Genomic DNA, 19740 nt, shown 5'->3' with positions numbered 1-19740 from the left:
TTCCAGCATTGTTACATCAAGCGTTGATAAAGATCGCGGTAGGACTGCGCCGCAACTTGCCAGCTAAAATCCATGGCCATCGCCTGGCGCTGAACAAAACGCCACAAAGAGGGACGGGACCACAACACGAAGGCACGCCGAATCGCGCGTAACAGCGACCAGGCATTACTGTCCTCAAAGACAAATCCGCTGGCGATTCCGTCTGCCAGGTTCTCCAGCGAGGTGTCGGATACGGTATCCGCCAGCCCGCCGGTACGACGCACCAGAGGCAGCGTGCCGTACTTCAGGCCATACAGCTGGGTTAAGCCACAGGGCTCAAAACGACTCGGGACCAGAATAACGTCGGCGCCCGCCATGATGCGGTGCGAAAACGCTTCGTGATAGCCGATCTGCACGCCCACCTGACCCGGATGCTCGGCCGCGGCCGCGAGGAAGCCCTCCTGCAATACCGGATCGCCGGCACCCAGCAGCGCCAGCTGTCCGCCCTGCTCCAGTAGGCCCGGCAGCGCCTCGAGCACCAGATCGAGCCCTTTCTGGCTGGTCAGACGGCTCACTACCGCAAACAGCGGCACCTTTTCGTTGACCTTCAGCCCCATGGCGATCTGTAGCTGACGTTTGTTCTCGGCCTTATCTTCCACCGAATCGCGGTTGTAGCGCGCGGTCAGCAGCAGGTCCGACTCCGGACTCCAGATTTTTTCATCCACGCCGTTGAGAATGCCCGACAGACGTCCTTCGCGCTGGCGTTGCGCGAGCAACCCCTCCATGCCGTAGCCAAACTGCGGCTCGGTGATCTCCCGCGCGTAGGTCGGGCTCACGGCGGTGATGTGATCGGCGTAATACAGCCCGGCCTTAAGGAATGAAATCTGCCCGTTAAACTCCAGCCCATGGATATTAAAGAACGACCATGGCAGATCGATGTCATCCATATGTTTGGCTAAATACATCCCCTGATAGGCCAGGTTATGCACGGTAAAGACCGACTTCGCCGGATGGCCACGCGCCGCCAGATACGCCGGAGCCAGCCCGGCGTGCCAGTCGTGGGCGTGCACTACGTCCGGGCGCCAGAACGGATCCAGCCCGGAGGCCATCTCCGCCCCGACCCAGCCGAGCAGCGCAAAACGCAGCACGTTATCGGTATAGGCAAATAAGTTGGTGTCGTGGTACGGGCTCCCTGGGCGGTCATACAGATGCGGGGCATCAATCAGGTAAATGCCCACACCGTTGTAATGACCAAACAGTAATGTGATGCGCCCGGCAAAGGTATCGCGGCGGCTGACGATCTGGGCGTCAGGGATGCCGCGACGAATATCGGGAAAAGCGGGTAACAGCACGCGAGTATCGACCCCACCGGCAATTTGCGCCGCCGGTAGCGCCCCAATCACATCCGCCAACCCGCCGGTTTTCAGCAACGGGAACATCTCAGAACAAACGTGTAAAACCTGCATCATCGCTCCTGTTTGATCTGCAGTTTACGCAGCATTTCACGCGTAACCAGCACGATGCCTTCTTCTGAGCGGTAGAAACGGCGCGCGTCCTCTTCCGCGTTTTCTCCAATTACCATGCCTTCCGGAATGACGCAGGCACGGTCGATAACGCAACGACGCAGGCGGCACGAGCGGCCAACCCAGACGTCGGGTAACAATACTGACGAATCAATGTTGCAGAAGGAGTTCACCCGCACGCGCGGGAACAGCACCGACTGCACCACCACCGAGCCGGAAATAATGCACCCGCCGGAGACCAGCGAATTCAGCGTCATGCCGTGGCTGCCCGAGCGGTCCTGCACAAATTTCGCCGGCGGCAGGGATTCCATATGGGTACGGATCGGCCAGTTGTGGTCGTACATATCCAGTTCCGGGGTCACCGAGGCCAGATCGAGGTTCGCCTTCCAGTACGCTTCCAGGGTGCCGACATCGCGCCAGTAAGGTTCTGAATTAGGATCGGACTGTACGCAGGACAGTGGGAACGGATGTGCATAGGCCATGCCAGATTTGGTGATTTTCGGGATGATATCTTTGCCGAAGTCGTGGCTGGATTTCTCATCCTTGTCGTCCTCTTCCAGCAGCTGATAAAGGTAATCAGCATCAAAGACATAGATCCCCATACTGGCCAGCGCTTTGGTGTCGTCCCCCGGCATGGATGGCGGGTTCGCCGGTTTTTCAACGAAATCGATCACTTTGTCGTTTTCATCCACCGCCATCACGCCAAAGGCCGTCGCTTCGGCAACGGGCACCGGCATACAGGCTACGGTGCAGCGCGCCCCTTTTTCGACATGGTCGATGAGCATGCGGGAATAGTCCTGCTTGTAGATGTGGTCCCCGGCGAGGATCACCACATACTCGGCGTCGTAGCGACGAATAATGTCGAGGTTTTGCGTCACCGCATCGGCAGTACCGCGATACCAGTTTTCGCCGTGCACGCGCTGTTGGGCAGGTAACAGGTCGACAAACTCGTTCATCTCCTCACTGAAGAACGACCAGCCGCGCTGAATATGCTGCACCAGAGTGTGTGACTGGTACTGGGTGATCACGCCAATACGGCGAATGCCTGAATTCAGGCAGTTTGACAGGGCAAAATCGATAATACGGAATTTACCGCCGAAGTGGACGGCGGGCTTGGCGCGCTTAATCGTTAAATCTTTTAATCGGGTACCGCGGCCGCCAGCAAGAATCAGGGCAACAGACTTCAATGGCAGCTGACGCGCCAACATTAGAGGGTCGTTCTTATCTAACCTAACCATGATCAACTCCTTTTATTATCATCTCTGGAATACACATACACCGTGCGCAGGCCCATGCCAGGCAGTCATAACGACCGGATTATCCTCTCCGGCAAATGGGGGGATGGCCCGCCACTCCCCTTCGGGTAAAACAATTTCTGCGACCTCATCTGTGGCGTTAAGCGTGATAAGCCAGCTATCCGAAAGCAGGATTTGCAGGCACGGCACGCCGCTTTGCCACTCACGCGCTTCCAACGGTTGCGCCTCTTTATTCAGCCAGCACACATTGCCGTCGCCCTCTTCCCACCACTGATTCAGGGTGAGCGCCGGGATCTGCTGACGCAGATGGATCAGCGCAGCGGTAAAGTCGGCTAATCCACTGTTGGCCTGTTGCCAGTCCAGCCAGGTTAACGGGTTATCCTGGCAATACGCATTGTTGTTACCGTGCTGGCTATGGCCATGTTCATCGCCTGCCAGCAACATCGGCGTTCCTTGCGACAAAAGCAGCGTGGTGAGCAGCGCGTGCACGCTGGCGCGGCGCCGCTCAATCACATTCAGATTGCCACTTAATCCTTCAATACCATGGTTAAAACTGTGGTTATTGAAGGTGCCATCACGATTTTCTTCGCCATTGGCTTCATTGTGTTTCTGATTGAAACAAACGCAGTCACGCAGGGTGAACCCGTCGTGCGCGGTGACCAGGTTGATCGACGCGGAGGGCAGTCGCCCGTTGCGCTTGAACAGATCGCTTGAAGCTGCGAAACGCCCGGCAAACTGGCCGAGTGACAGATCGCGCGCCAGCCAGAAGCGGCGCGCGGTATCACGATAGTGGTCGTTCCACTCGGCAAACGGCGGCGGGAAATTCCCCACCTGGTAGCCGCCCGGGCCGATATCCCAGGGCTCCGCGATCAGCTTCACGCCCGAGAGCAGCGGGCAGTTCTTAATTGCCTCAAACAGCGGCGCCTGCGGGCTGTATTCCGGCGTGCGTCCAATCACTGACGCCAGGTCAAAACGAAAGCCGTCGATATGGAAGGTTTCCACCCAATACTTCAGGCATTCATACGCGTACTGCACCACCGCCGGATGGCTGAGATTGAGGGTGTTACCGCAACCGGTCCAGTTGTGGTAATCGCCATCCTCTCTTAACCAATAATAGCTAGGGTTATCAATTCCGCGCAGGGAGAACGTCGGGCCTTCCAGATCCAGCTCGGCACTGTGGTTGAGCACGATATCCAGAATGACCTCAATACCCGCTTCGTGTAGCGCCTTCACCGCATCACGAAACTCATCCCGGGCCCGCTCGGGATGCGAGGCATAGCGCGGGTCGAGGGCAAACATCGCCATCGGGTTATAGCCCCAGTAGTTGCTGAGACCGAGGCGCTGCAGTCGCGGCTCTGAGGCAAAATGGGCTACCGGTAATAATTCCAGGGCGGTGATCCCGAGATGCTTAAAATAAGCAATCATCACCGGGTGACCGAGCGCCCGGTAGGTGCCGCGGATCGCCTCCGGAATGCCAGGGTGCAGATACGTCAGCCCTTTCACGTGGGCTTCATAGATGACCGTCTTGCCCCAGGGCGTATTGGGGGCGGCGTCCTCTTCCCAGTCGTAGCGATCGTCGCTGACCACCACGCTGCGGGGCGCCACCGCGGCACTGTCCCGGTGATCGGCGGTCACTTTGCCGCTGTGCAGCAGAACATCGTCCTTCAGCGTGCCTTCAACCTGATACGCACAAGGGTCGAGCAGCAGCTTGGCCGGGTTAAAGAACAGCCCTCTGGACGGTTCCCAGGGGCCATGCACCCGGAAACCATAGTGGGTGCCGGGCCGGGCATGCTCGAGGTAGCCATGCCAGATATCGCCAGTGCGACCCACCAGATCGTAACGATGTTCAATGCCCTTCTCGTCAAACACGCAGAGTTCAACCCGATCCGCATTGGCGGAAAAGAGGGTGAAGTTCACCCCTTTGCCATCGTAGCGTGCGCCGAGCGGCGCCGGGTTACCTGCAGCGAGCTGCGTCATTCCCCCTCCCGCACCAGCCAGATCGTGGACAGCGGCGGCAGGGTAAGGCTCAGGGACTGTGGTCGACCATGGCTCTCCTGCTCATCGCTCTGCACCAGCCCGCCATTGCCCGCGTTGCTGCCGTGGTAATGCATGGAGTCGGTGTTCAGCACCTCACGCCATTTGCCCGGCTGATTGATGCCGAAACGGTAGTGATGACGCGTGACCGGGGTGAAGTTACTGGCAACGATGATTTCGTTACCCACTTTGTCACGACGGACAAAGATCAGCACCGAGCGCTCGTTGTCATCCACCACCAGCCACTCGAAGCCGTAATCATCAAAGTCCAGCTCGTGCAGCGCTTTGTGGTGCCGATAGGTATGGTTGAGGTCGCGCACCAGGCGCTGAACGCCGTGATGCCAGTTGTCGCCCCCTTCCAGCAGGTTCCAGTCGAGACTGGTATCGTGGTTCCACTCCCGGCCCTGGGCGAACTCGTTGCCCATAAACAGCAGTTTTTTGCCCGGGAAGGCGAACATCCAGCCGTAGTAGGCGCGCAGGTTGGCAAACTTCTGCCATGCATCGCCCGGCATACGGTCGAGAATCGATTTTTTGCCGTGGACCACTTCGTCGTGGGAGAGCGGCAGAACAAAGTTTTCGGTGCTGTTGTAGAGCATGCCGAAGGTCAGCTTGTTGTGGTGATACTGGCGATGCACCGGATCCAGCTTCATGTAGTCCAGGGTGTCGTGCATCCAGCCGAGGTTCCACTTGAACCAGAAGCCGAGGCCGCCCATCGAAGGTGGCCGAGAAACGCCCGGGAAGTCCGTGGACTCTTCCGCCATCGTCACCGCACCCGGTGTTTGCTCCCCAAGAATACGGTTGGTGTTACGCAGGAACTCAATGGCTTCCAGGTTTTCACGACCGCCGAACTCGTTCGGGATCCACTCTCCCTCTTTGCGGCTGTAGTCGCGGTAGATCATCGAGGCGACGGCGTCCACGCGCAGGGCATCAATGCCGAAACGCTCGATCCAGTAAAGCGCGTTGCCCACCAGATAGTTGGTCACTTCCCGACGGCCGTAGTTGTAGATCAGGGTATTCCAGTCCTGGTGATAGCCTTCGCGCGGATCGCTGTGCTCATACAGGCTGGTGCCGTCGAACTCCGCCAGACCAAAGTCATCGGACGGGAAGTGGCCCGGCACCCAGTCGAGGATCACGTTCAGCCCGGCGGCGTGTGCGGCGTTGATAAAGTAGCGGAAGTCGTCGCGGGTGCCGAAACGGCGGGTCGGGGCATACATGCCGGTCGGCTGATAACCCCAGCTGCCGTCGAACGGGTGTTCATTAATGGGCAGCAGCTCCAGATGGGTAAAGCCCATCCATTTCACATACGGGATCAGCTGGTCGGCCAGCTCCCGGTAGCTGAGCCAGAAGTTGTTATCGGTATGACGACGCCAGGAGCCAAGATGGACTTCATAAATGGAGATCGGCATATCGAACTGGTTGGCCCGGATGCGTTCTTCGCTCTGGGCGACTTTCTCCGGCAGACCGCAAATGAGCGATGCGGTTTCCGGGCGCATTTGCGCTTCGAAGGCATAGGGATCGGCTTTGATGCGCAGATTGCCGTGCGCATCGATCAGCTCGTACTTGTACAGCTGGCCGTTTTGCGCGCCGGGGATAAACAGCTCCCAGATGCCGGTCTCGCCACGCAGGCGCATCGGGTGGCGACGGCCATCCCAGTAGTTGAACTGCCCCACCACCGACACGCGCCGGGCATTCGGAGCCCAGACGGTAAAGCGGGTGCCGGTCACGCCGTCCATGGTGTCAGAATGGGCGCCGAGCGTCTCATAGGGACGCAGGTGCGTCCCCTCAGACAGCAGCCAGGCATCCATCTCCTGCAGCAGCGGACCGAAGCGATAGGGATCGTCGATCAGGTTCTGCTGACCATGCCAGATGACGGCGAGCTGATAACGGAAGACGTTTTTACGGCGGGCCATCACGCCGGCGAAGAAGCCGCGTGAATCGATACATTCGAGTTTACCGACCTTGCGCCCGGTTTTGGGTTCGATGACCCACACCTCCGTCGCGTCAGGTAACAGTGCACGGACTTCCAGTCCAGCTTCAGTGCGGTGCATGCCAAGTACAGAAAATGGATCCGCAAAGTGACCCGCAATAAGCGCATTAATCACGTCTCTATCAATACGAACGGACATGGTATTCATCCTGTTTTTTTAGTTGCCGCCCCTTTCGCCACCGGGTACGACCTTAATGTGACCTGGATGGAACAGCACCTTGTGCATCCTCTCTGTTCCATCCAACCTCCAGGCGGAATATGTGACATCCCGCATAAAGCATAGCCAACGCTTTATATGACTCCCGAAAAATAATGAATCATTTGCGTTTTCGTCCTTTAGTACGCAAAAAAAGGGGTGATAAATCACCCCTAAGTATTAAGTATTTATTACGCCAGCTGGCGTAGCATCCTGCGCAGCGGCTCTGCGGCACCCCACAGAAGCTGATCGCCGACGGTAAAGGCGGACAGGTATTCCGGGCCCATATTTAGTTTACGCAGGCGTCCTACAGGGGTAGATAATGTGCCGGTGACCGCAGCCGGGGTCAGCTCACGCATGGTGATATCGCGGTCATTAGGGATGACTTTTGCCCACTGATTGTGCGAAGCGAGCAATTCCTCCACAGTATGTATGGATACATCTTTTTTCATTTTAATTGTGAATGCCTGGCTGTGGCAGCGCAGCGCGCCGATGCGCACGCACAGGCCATCAACCGGGATCGCGGAGGCGGTACGCAGGATTTTGTTAGTCTCCGCCTGGCCTTTCCACTCTTCGCGGGTCTGGCCGTTATCCAGCTGTTTGTCGATCCACGGGATCAGGCCACCGGCCAGCGGTACGCCGAAGTTATCTACCGGCAGCTCGCCGCTGCGGGTCAGCTGAGTGACTTTACGCTCGATATCGAGAATAGCGGACGCCGGGTTTGCCAGCTCTTGTGCCACGCTGTGGTGCAGCTGGCCCATCTGGGTCAGCAGCTCGCGCATATGGCGCGCGCCGCCGCCGGAGGCCGCCTGGTAGGTCGCCACAGAGACCCACTCCACCAGATCCTGGGCAAACAAACCGCCCAGCGACATCAGCATCAGGCTGACCGTACAGTTACCGCCCACGAAGGTTTTGACGCCTTTGTTCAGGCCATCGGTGATGACGTCCTGGTTAACCGGGTCAAGAATGATGATCGCGTCGTCTTTCATGCGCAGCGAAGAGGCCGCATCAATCCAGTAGCCCTGCCAGCCGCTTTCACGAAGCTTTGGATAAATTTCGTTGGTATAATCGCCGCCCTGGCAGGTGACAATAATGTCCAGCGCCTTCAACGCTTCCAGATCGTAAGCATCCTGCAACGTGCCTGTGGTACCCCCAAAGGACGGTGCAGCCTGGCCGAGCTGGGAAGTGGAGAAGAAGACCGGGCGGATAGCGTCGAAATCGCGCTCTTCAACCATGCGTTGCATGAGTACAGAGCCGACCATACCGCGCCAGCCGATAAAACCAACGTTTTTCATAGCATTTTTTTCCTGCAGAGGGTGTGTGCTGTTTATGCAAGCCAGTATTGAACTGGGATATGCTTCACATTACAAAATGCTGCCAAAGTCGCAAGCGAAATTAATCGATGATTGCCCGGCTATCAGAAAAAGAGCTAATCATCCGAGAAACCATACAAGTATCAGGGATAACCTACGATGAGTGAAATCATTTCCGCAGCTGTTTTATTGATCCTAATTATGGATCCACTCGGAAACCTGCCGATATTCATGTCGGTGCTGAAGCACACCGAGCCGAAACGCCGTCGGGCCATCATGATCCGCGAGCTGCTCATCGCCCTGCTGGTGATGTTTATCTTCCTGTTTGCCGGCGAGAAAATCCTCGCATTCCTGAATTTGCGCGCTGAAACGGTCTCCATCTCCGGCGGGATTATTCTGTTCCTGATTGCCATCAAAATGATTTTCCCGAGCAGCGAAGGCAGCAGTAGCGGCCTGCCTGCGGGTGAAGAGCCATTTATTGTGCCGCTGGCCATTCCTCTGGTCGCCGGGCCGACCATTCTGGCAACTCTGATGCTGCTGTCGCATCAGTATCCGAATCAGATGAGCCATCTGGTGATTGCCCTGCTGATAGCCTGGGGCGGGACCTTCATCATCCTGCTGCAGTCATCGCTGTTTTTACGCCTGCTGGGCGAGAAAGGGGTCAATGCGCTGGAGCGGCTGATGGGGTTAATTCTGGTGATGATGGCGACGCAGATGTTCCTGGATGGGATCAGGGCGTGGATGAAGGGGTGAGGATGTAAAAAAGCCGGGTGGCGCTTGCGCTTACCCGGCCTACGGTCTGGTTTTGTAGGCCCGGCAAGCAACGCGCCGCCGGGCACTGCCGCTAGCTCAACAGCGTAAACGCAATCATCCCGACAATCGCCCCGGTGGTGCCGAGGATAGTTTCCATCATCGTCCAGGTTTTCAGGGTTTGCGCTTCGGTCGCGCCGGTAAATTTACCGAACAGCCAGAAGCCCGCATCGTTAACGTGTGACACCACAATCGACCCACCCGCGATACAGATAGACAGCGCTGCCATCTGCGCACCGGAGTAGTTCAGCTGCTCAATCACCGGCATCACCAGGCCCACTGCCGTTAAGCAGGCTACGGTGGCGGAGCCCTGAATAATACGTACAGCCGCAGCCAGCACGAAACAGGTCACCGCAATCGGCAGGCCCATCCCGGTCAGCGCTTCGCCCAGAGCCGGGCCGACGCCGGAATCCACCAGCACCTGCTTGAACACGCCGCCCGCACCAATAACCAGCAGGATAATACCCGCAGGCTGCAGCGCAGCACCGCAGATCTCCATCACCCGGTCTTTCGCCATGCCCTGACGCATCGCCAGGCCGTAAATCGCCACCAGACAGGCCACCAGGATCGCGGTGAACGGATGGCCGATAAACTCAAACCACTCGTAAGCGCTGGAACCGACCGGCACAAAGCGCGCGGCGATGGTTTTCAGCCCCACCAGCACCAGCGGCAGCAGGATCAGCGCGAGGCTGAAGCCGAACGACGGCATTTTGCCCTCGCCCAGGTGCGGCTCGGTGACGTCGCCCGGGATGTGCAGCTCAACGTAACGGCTGATGAAATTGCCCCACAGCGGACCGGCAATCAGCATGCCCGGGATCGCGGCGCAGAGGCCAATCAGGATCATCCAGCCGAAGTCAGCGTGCATCTGCGAGGCCAGCAGCATCGGCGCAGGCCCCGGCAGCAGAAATGCCGCCGCCGCTGCCACACCGGCAAACAGAGGGATTACCAGCTTCACCAGGTTAGTGCCGGTATGGCGCGCCATGGAGAAGGCCACGCTAATCAGCAGCACGACGGCCACCTCAAAGAACAGCGGCAGCGCGCAGATCAGACCGGCCAGACCAATCGCGTAGTGCGCCCGGCTGTGGCCGAAAGATTTCAGCATTTTGACGGCGATCTGATCGACCGCGCCGGTTTCATGCAGGATTTTGCCAAACATCGCGCCAAGCGCGACCACAATCGCCAGGAAGCCTAGCGTGCCTCCCATCCCTTTTTCCATGGTCGCGGCGATTTTGTCGAGCGGCATTCCGGAAAAGAGACCTGCACCAATGGATACCACCATCAAAGCAACGAAGGCGTGCATACGGGCCTTCATTACTAAAAACAGCAGCAACAGCACGGAGCCGACTGCTGTTAAAACAAGCGTTAACGTACTCAAAACTTACTGCCTTTTGTTAATGACCTCAATGGTGCTTGCGACAACACCGTCCAGCGGCTGATCGATATCCACGACCAGCACATCACTTTCATCCACGCCCGGCTCCTGCAGGGTTTCGAACTGCGTTACCAGCATCTGGGTTTTGAAGAAGTGCCCTTTACGCGCTTTCAGGCGGGTTTCAATCACGTCGAAATCGCCCTTCAGGTAGATAAAGGAGAGATTGGCGTTACCTTCACGCAGCTGGTTGCGGTAGGTCTTTTTCAGCGCGGAGCAGACAATCAGCGACACTTTATTGGTGCGCTGCATGGCAAAGGCAGCATCGTTCAGCGCCTGTAACCACGGCTTACGATCGTCGTCGTTCAGCGGCTCGCCAGAGGCCATTTTGTTGATATTGCTGCGCGGATGGAGAAAGTCACCATCAAGAAACGCGGCATGAATTTGATGCGCCACTTCGCTGGCAACGGCGGATTTACCGCTACCGGAAACGCCCATCAGGACATAAACGTGGTGATATGGATTTGTGGTGCTCAAAGTATGTCCCTCAGTCGATTGTTACGGGTAACAGTTATCGGTAACATTGTCCTGCCGGGGCTGACGAGAAGCAATATCCAAACGTGTGCGAAGTGAATAAGTGTGAGCTAGTTCAAACTTGTCACCCTAAATAGATCCACCTGGTGACAGCGTGAAACCTAAATCTAACATTTTAGGCGTCACCGTTTCGCCACGAATGCGCGCCAGCAGGCGTTCCGCACCGATACGGCCCATGCGCTCACGCGGGGTCAGGACGCTTGCCAGACGCGGCTCCATGACCTGACCGATGTCGTGACCGTGGAAACCGGCAATCGCCATATCACCCGGGATCTTCAGCCCCAGACGCTGGCATTCAAAGGCGGCGCCGACCGCGAGGTCATCGTTGGTACAGAAGATGCCATCAAGCTGCGGATACTCGCGACGGGCCTGGCGCATCAGCTCAATGCCGGAGGTGTAGGAAGAAGACTGCTCTACCATCACGCTGTAGGGCGTTAAGTTCGCGTCGAGCATCGCCTGCTCGTATCCCTTCTGTTTGATGATAGTACGTTCATCCAGACGTGCGCCAAGATAGGCGACATGACGATGACCGCGGGCGATGATCGCTGCCGTCATCTGGCGGGCGGCTTCAAAGTTATCGAACCCGACGGCGATATCAAGACAGGGCGACTGGCTGTCCATCAGCTCGACCACCGGAATACCCGCCACTTCGATCATCTTCAGCGTGCGCGCGGTGTGGGTGCGTTCGGTCAGGATCAGGCCGTCAATGTTCCAGGAGAGCATCGACTCCAGACGTTCTTCTTCCAGTTCCGGTTTGTACCCATAGTGAGCGAGCATGGTCTGATAGCCAAAGGCGTCGGTGACGCTTTCGATGCCGCGGAGCACTTCCGCGAAGACCTGGTTGGTTAAGGAGGGGAGCAGGACGCCTACCGCACGGCTGGTCGCATTGGAGAGAATATCGGGAGCGCGGTTGGGGATATAACCCAGTTCATCGAGAGCAGCGGCAATCTTGCCACGTAACGCCACGGAAACCTGTTCCGGGTTACGTAAGAAACGGCTGACCGTCATTTTAGTCACACCGACGCGATCGGCTACATCCTGAAGTACGGGTCTTTTCTTTTTCATCGTCCTGAGAGAAACCGGTAGTGATAGATTCCCTCAGTTTATCACGGACAAAGACCAACCTTCCCTGCCATTGGGGAAGGCTGGACAATTATTTACTCTTTAGACTGGCGGCAGGTCGAACAGCAGAATTTCAGCGGCGCTGTTGGCATGGACGGAGATCGCCTGCTCATCCCAGATGGCCAGACCATCGCTGGTGGTCGCTTTGGTGCCGTTGATGGTCACCTCGCCTTTTACCACCTGGATCCACACTTTGCGGTTCGCGGCGATCTGGTGCACGGACTGCTCGTCTTTCGCCAGCGCCCAGCGGTACAGCTCCATATCCTGATGCACTTTCAGCGAGCCGTCACGGGCATCCGGAGACAGAACCAGCTGTTTCCCCTGCTCGGCGTCAAAGCGACGCTGCTCGTAGCGCGGGGTGATGCCTTTGGCTTCCGGAATGATCCAGATCTGGTACAGACGCAGGCGGTCGGTTTTGCTTGGGTTGTATTCGGAGTGACGCACCCCGGTACCCGCACTCATAATCTGGAACTCACCCGCAGGAACCTGCTCTTTGTTACCCATGCTGTCCTGGTGCTCAACTGCGCCGTCCAGAACGTAGGTCAGGATTTCCATGTCTTTGTGCGGGTGGGTACCAAAGCCCTGGCCGGCATCGATAACGTCATCGTTAATCACTCGCAGTGCCGAGAAACCCATAAAGTTCGGGTCATAATAATCGGCAAACGAGAAGCTGTGCCATGAGTCCAGCCAACCATGATTTGCGTGACCGCGGTCGTTTGCTTTGCGTAAGAAGATCATTGTTTTTACCCTCAGTTCGTTTCGATGGAGTAAGTGTGGACGCAATCGACCCGGGATCATAGAGGGTGAAAATTGACTCCTCTTTTCAAAATATCTGAACAAGAACAGAGGAGTCTTTCAGGCTTATCTGGCAAGGGTTACCGTGGCAGGTGAGGCCTGTTCAAAGGCCCGTTCAAGGATTTCAAGATTGGTCATCACTTCAATTTCCTTGACGTAATTAGGGGTACCTTTTGTCAGCGTCTCATACAGCGCATCGTAGACCTGCCCGTAGTCGCCGGTGCCCGGTTTGATCTCCTCTTTCACCGTTACGCCCGCGTCGTTGACGTACTCCAGCACGCCCACGGACTCATCCGCCACAAACCCCGGCTCGCCCGGCATAATATTGGCCTTCAGGCTGGTCTCCTGCTGGTCGATGCCGTACTTGATAAACGAGCCTTTGGTGCCATGGACGATAAATTTCGGGTAGTCGATCTTTACCAGATAGCTGGTTTTGACGATCGCTTTCAGATCGCCGTAGAACAGCTGGGCTTCGAAGGTATCGTCCGGGTTGGCTTTATTGCGCAGGCTGCGGATGTCGTAGGCCACATGGTCCGGACGGCCGAACAGGGAGATGATCTGGTCCATGGTGTGGACGCCGAGGCCATAGAAGGAGCCATCCTGCGGCAGGCCGGGTTTGGTCTCCGCCACCGGACGGTAGTAATCGAAGTGGCTTTCTACTTCGACGATTTCGCCCAGCTTACCGCTCTCAATCGCCTGTCTGGCGGTCAGGAAGCAGGTGTCAAAGCGACGGTTCTGATACGGGCTCACGGTCAGCCCTTTACTGCGAGCCAGCGCGAACAGCTCTTTCGCTTCGGCCATCGTCGGGGTGAAGGGTTTTTCCACCAGCACGTTTTTACCGGCTTCCAGGGCGCGTTTCGCGTACTCAAAGTGGCTGTCGGCGTGGGTGCAGACAATCACCAGCTTAACCTCGGGGTCGTTCAGGACCTCATCGAGATCGCTGGTGAAATGAATATGGGCGTACTGCGGGGACTGCTCTTCCGGTTTCGGGTGGCGGCGGAAGATGTGCGCCACATGCCAGCTGGCTTTACGGGTGAGAACATACGGAAGGTGATAGCGGGTGGTGCTTTTGCCAAATCCAATAAATGCGCAGTGTAGTGTCATAGTGGTTTTCCTGGCTTAGGTCTCTGCTTTCAACCATAGCGCAACCTGGCGGCGAAATATATTTCTATAACGAATCCTAAAATGGCGGTCGGAACCTTGATCCTGGCCGGAATTAACAGGATAAGGGGACGGCCAAAACCCCATGCTCGCGAAAGGAGTCGCGCTCATTTTCTATGGAAAGAAAATATCTCGCGTTAAATAGCGCACTTCTCTTCTGGCTGCTCGCGCTGGTGTCCTGGTGCTCAGGCGCCCTCTTCCTGACGTGGCTGTTCGCTGCATTGTCCTTACTGAGCTTTGGCACCTCCCTTCTACTTAATCAGGTCAAGATCATGTTTAAAAAGAGCAAAACCACCGAGACTGGCAAGCCAGACATCGCCCTTCCACCGGTGCCCGTCAGCGAAAAAGAGCCCACCGTTACGGAGAAACACGGCACCACCGTTATCGCCAGCGATGTGCGCTTTGAAGATAATATCGTTTCCGGCGGGCACGTCTACGTTCACGGGACGCTTATCGGCAATATCGATTCCAGTGAGAGCCTGATAAAGATTATGCGTGGGGGCCAGGTGGAGGGGAACGTTACCTGTCGGGAGCTGATCGTGGATGGCAAGATCGTCGGCCAGTGCAGCAGCGATGTGATTGAGATCTGCGAGCATGGTCAGGTCACGGGCACCCTTGGCTATCGCACTCTGGCGGTTAAAAAAGGCGGTCAGTTTTCCGGCCAGGCTGAGCTTTTGCCGGCTGTCGCAGAAAAGAACAACGTGGTGGGTCTGATGAAAGAGAGCACCCCCGACCCGCTCGATCTCGTGCAGCTGCAAAAGCTTTAGGGCAAAAAAAAGCCAGCTGGAAGCTGGCTAAAATAATACTGGAAGCAATGTGAGCAATGTCGTGCTTTCAGGTTCCCGTGTCGGTTCTCCTGAATGCAGAGCAATAATAATCATTCTCATTCGCACTTGTCCACTCCTTTTTTGCAAAAAATGCTTGTTGACTCACATTTCAAACTCATGGATGTTGGAAAGGAACCTAACTGACTGAGGAAGAAGGAATGAGTGAGATAGTGATACGCCACGTTGAAGCCGCCGATGCCGAAGCTTTACGCCTGATTAATGCCCATCCAGGGGTTTATCACGACACTATACAACTCCCTCATCCTGCGATGGACATGTGGAAAGAACGCGTTGCGCAAAAACCGGGCAGACGTCAGCTGGTAGCCTGCCTGGACGGACAGGTTATCGGGCATCTGGTGCTGGACGTGATGGAAAATCCACGCCGCAGCCATGTAGCGACGTTCGGAATCGGCGTTTCAGCCGAGGTGCAAGGCCGCGGCGCGGGCAGCGCGTTGATGCGGGAGATGATCAACCTGTGCGACAACTGGCTGCGCATCGAGCGCATCGAGCTGACGGTGTTTGTCGACAATCCCTCTGCCATCGCCCTGTATCGTAAATACGGCTTTGTGGTGGAAGGCACCGGGAAGAAGTTCGCCCTGCGTAACGGCGAGTATGTGGATGCGCACTTTATGGCGCGCATCAGGTAAGCATTGCCGGGTGGCGGCTTCGCCTTACCCGGCCTACGGTTATGGATACCTCTCCCCATTGGGGAGAGGTAAAAGGTTTAATACCCCGCCGTCAAATCATCTACTGAACGCGGATCCGATGCCCCATACAGCGCGCCATCCGGCCCGACCATAATGCTCTGGGTGCTGCCCATCGCCTCTTTCACCACCACTTTTTGCCCGCGCTGCTCCAGCAGCTTCAGGGTGTCCGGACTAAAGCCTTTCTCCACCCGTAGCTCATCCGGCAGCCACTGGTGATGGAAGCGCGGCGCGTTGGTGGCCTCTGCCACGTTCATCCCGTAATCGATGCTGTTGACCACCATCTGCAGCACGGTGGTGATAATGCGGCTGCCGCCTGGGCTGCCGGTCACCAGCCAGGTTTTGCCATCTTTCACCACGATGGTCGGTGACATCGACGACAGCGGGCGTTTCTTCGGCCCAACGGCGTTGGCATCCCCGCCCACCAGCCCGTAGACGTTCGGCACGCCCGGTTTGGCGGAGAAGTCGTCCATCTCGTTGTTGAGCAGAATACCGCTGTTACCTGCCACGATCCCGGTACCAAAGGTGGTGTTGAGCGTATAGGTCACCGCCACCGCGTTACCGTCTTTATCCACCACCGAGAAGTGGGTGGTCTGGTTGCTCTCGTACGGCGCCAGTTTGCCCGGGCGGATCTCGCTAGAGGGTTTGGCTTTGTTGATATCGATCTGATCGGCCAGGGTTTTGGCATAGGCTTTATTGGTCAGCGCCTGCCACGGTACCTTGACGAAATCCGGGTCACCCAGATACTCCGAGCGGTCAGCGTAGGCATATTTTTCCGCCTCGGCCATCACCTGCATGGTATCGGCACTGCCGAAACCAAACTTATGCAGATCGAAGTTCTCGAGGATGTTGAGGATCTGCACGATGTGGATCCCGCCGGAAGACGGCGGCGGCATGGAGTAGACCTGATACCCGCGATAGTCCCCGCTAATCGGCGTGCGCTCCACGGCTTTGTACTCCGCGAGATCGGCTTTGGTGATCAGCCCGCCGTTCTTGCTCATCTCTTCGGCAATCTGGTCGGCAATGACCCCTTTATAGAAGGCGTCCGGGCCGTTCTCGGCAATCATCTCCAGACTTTTGGCGAGGTTGGTCTGCACCAGCTTGTCACCCTTCTTCAGCGGCTCGCCCTCCTTCCAGAAGATCGCTTTCCTGCTCTCATGGTTAGGGAGCACTTCGCTGCCGTAGGTTTTCAGATCGTCGGCCAGGGCGTCGTTGACCTCAAAGCCGTCGCGCGCCAGCTTGATGGCCGGCTGGACCACTTTGTTCAGCGGCAGGGTGCCGTACTTATCCAGCGCCAGCGAGAAGCCCGCAACCGTACCCGGTGTGCCGGTCGCCAGATGGGAGGTGAGGGATTTTTTACTGTCGGCGTTGCCCTGCTCGTCCAGGAACATATCGCGCGTGGCCTGGGAGGGGGCCATTTCACGGAAGTCGATCGCCGTGGTCACGCCATCTTTGGTACGCAGCATCATAAAACCGCCGCCGCCGAGGTTACCCGCCTGCGGGTGCGTCACCGCCAGCGCATAGCCGACCGCCACCGCCGCATCCACCGCATTACCGCCCTGTTTGAGGATATCCACCCCTACCTGGGTCGCGAGGGCATCCACCGAAGAGACCATCCCCTTCTGCGCCCGCACGGGATGGAACACATCTTCTTCCACGCCGTAGGAGACCGGGGGCGCGGCAGGCGGATTCGCTGCCACGCAAAACGTACCGCCTGCCGTCAGGGCAGCAATCGCTACCCAGCGTAAAAACGTTGGTTTCATCATTGTTATTCTCCAGGTACAGGGACTCATGCTCCCGCTTAAGCCTGGTTCATAACTCTTAAAAAATCATCGTCGTGCAGGATCGGAGGTAAACTTAAAGGAGGCCTCAGAAGGAGGGAGTAACAATGAAACGACTGATTCTTGTTGCGGCGTTACTGCCGTTTGCCGTGCTCGCGCAGCCCATCAACACCCTGAACAACCCCAACCAGCCGGGCTATCAAAACCCCAGCCAGCAGCGGATGCAAAATCAGATGATGATCCAGCAGCAGCAACAGACAGGGATGCTCAATCAGCAGCTGCAGACGCAGACCCGCGTCCAGCAACAGCATCTGCAAACGCAGATGAACAACAACACCCTGCGGGTTCAGCAGAGCCAGCCGGGCGTGCAGGTTCTGCCTAACACCAGCGGCGGGATGCTCAGCGGCGTAGAGTCTTCGGGCGGTGTGCAGCAGCAACATATGCTGCCGCAGCAGCAGAACGGCTCTATGCTGAATAACCCTTAGGGCTGGAAGTCCGGGCCTATCAGGGCTATCGCATCGGTACAGATACAATCCACGCCCCAACGCAGCAGCTCCGCTGCCCGCTGGGGCTGGTTGACGGTATAGACCAGGATATGCAGGCCAGCGGCCTTAATTACCTTCACCCGCGCCTCATCCAGCAGACGATGGTTGAGATGAAGCGACACGCAGCCCAGCCGGGTGGTTAGCTCGCGCCAGTCTTCACGCCACTCATCCAGCAGTAAACCGCGCGGCAGCTCGGGGGCTGCTACCTGCGCCGCTTCCAGGGCGTCGATCTCAAAGGATGACAGTAGCGGTGCGGTCATGCCTTCCCACAGCTCACGTGCCGCCAGCGCAATCACTTTGCCGGTGAGCGGTCCCGTGCCGGTGGTCGGCTTGATTTCGATATTGGCCATCATCCTTAGCTTCCGGCAGCGGTCGGCCACTTCAGCCAGCAGCGGCAAAGGCTCGCCTTTGAACTCCCCGCTGAACCAGCTTCCGGCATCCACCTTCAGCAGATCGCGCCACGGTAGTTCACCCGCCACGCCCCAGCCGTTGCTGGTGCGCTCGAGGTTGTCATCGTGCAGAAGGAAGATCTCCCCGTCCTGCGACAGTTTGGCGTCGAATTCGATCATGGTGTGGCCGTAGCGCGCACCGACGTCAATCGCCGCCAGGGTGTTCTCCGGTGCCAGTTTACCGCCGCCACGGTGGGCGACGATGTGGGGATAAGGCCAGTAACTCATACACGTTGTCCTGTTTCGCCATCGAATAAATGCAGATGATTTTCCGGCAGATGCAGCCACAGCGTGCTGCCCGCTTTCGGGCGCTCCTGGTGCGACATACGCACCACCAGCTTCTGCTCGCCCCAGCGTCCGTGCGCCAGGTTATCGGCGCCCAGCATCTCGAGGGTATCCATTACCAGCGGCACCCCGCCTTCCGACTGGGAGCTTAGCGCAATATGTTCCGGGCGGATACCCAGCGTCATTTTGCGTCCGGCATAGCCGCGATAGAACCAGTTGATCGGCAGCGCCATGCCGCTCTCCAGTTCAAAATGGGTCCCCGCGGCGCTGATGCGCCCCTCCAGCAGGTTCATTGCCGGGCTACCGATAAAGCTCGCCACAAAGCGGCTGGCGGGCTTCTCATATACCTCCACCGGGGTGCCAATCTGCTCGGCGATGCCTTTGTTCATCACCATTACCCGCTGGGCGAGGGTCATGGCTTCCACCTGATCGTGGGTGACGTAGAGTGAAGTCGTTTTCAGGCGACCGTGCAGGTGCTGCAGCTCGAGGCGCATCTGCACGCGCAGTTTGGCATCGAGATTAGAGAGCGGTTCATCGAACAGGAACACCGCCGGATCGCGCACGATGGCGCGGCCCATCGCCACGCGCTGACGCTGGCCACCGGAGAGCTCGCGCGGGCGGCGCTTCAGCAGACCATCCAGCTCCAGAATGCGCGCCGCCTCTTTGACGCGCTCGTCGATATGGCTTTTGCCCATTCCGCGGATTTTCAGCCCCCAGGCCATGTTCTCCTCCACGCTCATGTGCGGATAGAGGGCGTAGTTCTGGAACACCATCGCAATACCGCGGTCTTTAGGCTCCATCTCGGTGACGCGCTGGCGGTCAATCCAGATATCCCCGGACGTTACGCGCTCCAGCCCCGCCACCATCCGCAGCAGAGTGGATTTGCCGCAGCCGGACGGGCCGACCATCACGATAAATTCCCCGTCCGCCACGTCGAGCGTTAACGGCTGAATGACCTGGGTTTTGCCATCCCAGCTTTTGGTAACTGCCTGTAATTTTAAACCTGCCAT

17 protein-coding genes are annotated in these 19740 nt (G+C 57.6%); 4 read left to right on the top strand and 13 right to left on the bottom strand.

The features are described from left to right. Positions 1 to 11: 11 nt before the first annotated feature. From glgA to asd, 5 genes are all read right to left on the bottom strand, one after another. Entirely contained in the window at positions 12 to 1445 is a 1434-nt protein-coding gene (gene glgA / locus LRS40_RS08490; RefSeq protein WP_142487403.1) for a glycogen synthase GlgA, read from the bottom strand. Further along, positions 1445 to 2740: a glucose-1-phosphate adenylyltransferase gene (gene glgC / locus LRS40_RS08485; protein WP_142487404.1), complete on the bottom strand. Its 1296-nt coding sequence runs from the start codon at positions 2738 to 2740 to the stop codon at positions 1445 to 1447. Before glgC ends, glgA begins: the two co-directional genes overlap by 1 nt. Before the next feature lie 18 nt (positions 2741 to 2758). Next, positions 2759 to 4735 (bottom strand): glycogen debranching protein GlgX, encoded by a 1977-nt coding sequence (gene glgX, locus LRS40_RS08480; RefSeq protein WP_231313518.1) that lies wholly within the window; start codon positions 4733 to 4735, stop codon positions 2759 to 2761. Next, the gene (gene glgB, locus LRS40_RS08475) at positions 4732 to 6918 is read right to left on the bottom strand and encodes a 1,4-alpha-glucan branching enzyme (protein ID WP_142487406.1); all 2187 of its coding nucleotides are present in this window, start codon (positions 6916 to 6918) and stop codon (positions 4732 to 4734) included. The genes glgX and glgB overlap by 4 nt, the downstream gene beginning before the upstream one ends. 248 nt (positions 6919 to 7166) lie before the next feature. Next, positions 7167 to 8270: an aspartate-semialdehyde dehydrogenase gene (gene asd, locus LRS40_RS08470; RefSeq protein WP_231313517.1), complete on the bottom strand. Its 1104-nt coding sequence runs from the start codon at positions 8268 to 8270 to the stop codon at positions 7167 to 7169. Positions 8271 to 8447: 177 nt separating this feature from the next. On the opposite strand from asd, the gene LRS40_RS08465 reads away from it, so the two are divergent. After that, the gene (locus tag LRS40_RS08465) at positions 8448 to 9041 is read left to right on the top strand and encodes a YhgN family NAAT transporter (protein WP_032614883.1); all 594 of its coding nucleotides are present in this window, start codon (positions 8448 to 8450) and stop codon (positions 9039 to 9041) included. 91 nt (positions 9042 to 9132) lie between these two features. On the opposite strand, the gene gntU is transcribed toward LRS40_RS08465, so the two are convergent. The 5 genes from gntU to LRS40_RS08440 all read right to left on the bottom strand — a co-directional run bounded on the left by gntU (position 9133) and on the right by LRS40_RS08440 (position 14082). Further along, positions 9133 to 10473 carry a gluconate transporter gene (gntU, locus tag LRS40_RS08460; RefSeq protein WP_231313516.1) on the bottom strand — a complete coding sequence of 447 codons (1341 nt, stop codon included), beginning with the start codon at positions 10471 to 10473 and terminating at the stop codon, positions 9133 to 9135. A gap of 3 nt (positions 10474 to 10476) precedes the next feature. After that, positions 10477 to 11004 (bottom strand): gluconokinase, encoded by a 528-nt coding sequence (gene gntK, locus LRS40_RS08455; RefSeq protein ID WP_231313515.1) that lies wholly within the window; start codon positions 11002 to 11004, stop codon positions 10477 to 10479. A gap of 126 nt (positions 11005 to 11130) precedes the next feature. Next, positions 11131 to 12126, bottom strand: a complete 996-nt coding sequence (gene gntR / locus LRS40_RS08450; RefSeq protein WP_231313514.1) for a gluconate operon transcriptional repressor GntR — start codon at positions 12124 to 12126, stop codon at positions 11131 to 11133. A gap of 99 nt (positions 12127 to 12225) precedes the next feature. Further along, positions 12226 to 12921 carry a pirin family protein gene (locus LRS40_RS08445; protein ID WP_231313513.1) on the bottom strand — a complete coding sequence of 232 codons (696 nt, stop codon included), beginning with the start codon at positions 12919 to 12921 and terminating at the stop codon, positions 12226 to 12228. 123 nt (positions 12922 to 13044) lie between these two features. Then, complete coding sequence (locus tag LRS40_RS08440) at positions 13045 to 14082, bottom strand: oxidoreductase (RefSeq protein ID WP_231313512.1); 1038 nt, start codon at positions 14080 to 14082, stop codon at positions 13045 to 13047. A 173-nt stretch (positions 14083 to 14255) separates the two neighbouring features. Between LRS40_RS08440 and LRS40_RS08435 the strand changes: the two genes are divergently transcribed. Both LRS40_RS08435 and yhhY read left to right on the top strand, forming a co-directional pair. Continuing rightward, complete coding sequence (locus tag LRS40_RS08435; protein ID WP_231313511.1) at positions 14256 to 14906, top strand: polymer-forming cytoskeletal protein; 651 nt, start codon at positions 14256 to 14258, stop codon at positions 14904 to 14906. 218 nt (positions 14907 to 15124) lie between these two features. Then, positions 15125 to 15613 (top strand): N-acetyltransferase, encoded by a 489-nt coding sequence (yhhY, locus tag LRS40_RS08430; RefSeq protein WP_231313510.1) that lies wholly within the window; start codon positions 15125 to 15127, stop codon positions 15611 to 15613. A gap of 77 nt (positions 15614 to 15690) precedes the next feature. Here the strand turns inward: yhhY and ggt are convergent, their stop codons facing one another. Then, positions 15691 to 17436, bottom strand: coding sequence for a gamma-glutamyltransferase (gene ggt, locus LRS40_RS08425; RefSeq protein ID WP_231313509.1), 1746 nt, complete (start codon positions 17434 to 17436; stop codon positions 15691 to 15693). Between the two features lie 122 nt (positions 17437 to 17558). On the opposite strand from ggt, the gene LRS40_RS08420 reads away from it, so the two are divergent. Then, positions 17559 to 17936: a DUF2756 family protein gene (locus LRS40_RS08420; RefSeq protein WP_106995241.1), complete on the top strand. Its 378-nt coding sequence runs from the start codon at positions 17559 to 17561 to the stop codon at positions 17934 to 17936. Here LRS40_RS08420 and ugpQ read toward each other — a convergent pair. Both ugpQ and LRS40_RS08410 read right to left on the bottom strand, forming a co-directional pair. Next, positions 17933 to 18673, bottom strand: a complete 741-nt coding sequence (ugpQ, locus tag LRS40_RS08415; protein WP_231313508.1) for a glycerophosphodiester phosphodiesterase — start codon at positions 18671 to 18673, stop codon at positions 17933 to 17935. The two genes, LRS40_RS08420 and ugpQ, sit on opposite strands and share 4 nt — an antisense overlap. Next, the gene (locus LRS40_RS08410; RefSeq protein ID WP_231313507.1) at positions 18670 to 19740 is read right to left on the bottom strand and encodes a sn-glycerol-3-phosphate import ATP-binding protein UgpC; all 1071 of its coding nucleotides are present in this window, start codon (positions 19738 to 19740) and stop codon (positions 18670 to 18672) included. Before LRS40_RS08410 ends, ugpQ begins: the two co-directional genes overlap by 4 nt.

The organism is Leclercia sp. G3L, assembly GCF_021117075.1.
Lineage (GTDB): Bacteria > Pseudomonadota > Gammaproteobacteria > Enterobacterales > Enterobacteriaceae > Enterobacter > Enterobacter adecarboxylatus_C.
This window is presented reverse-complemented; position numbering and strand designations above follow the sequence as displayed.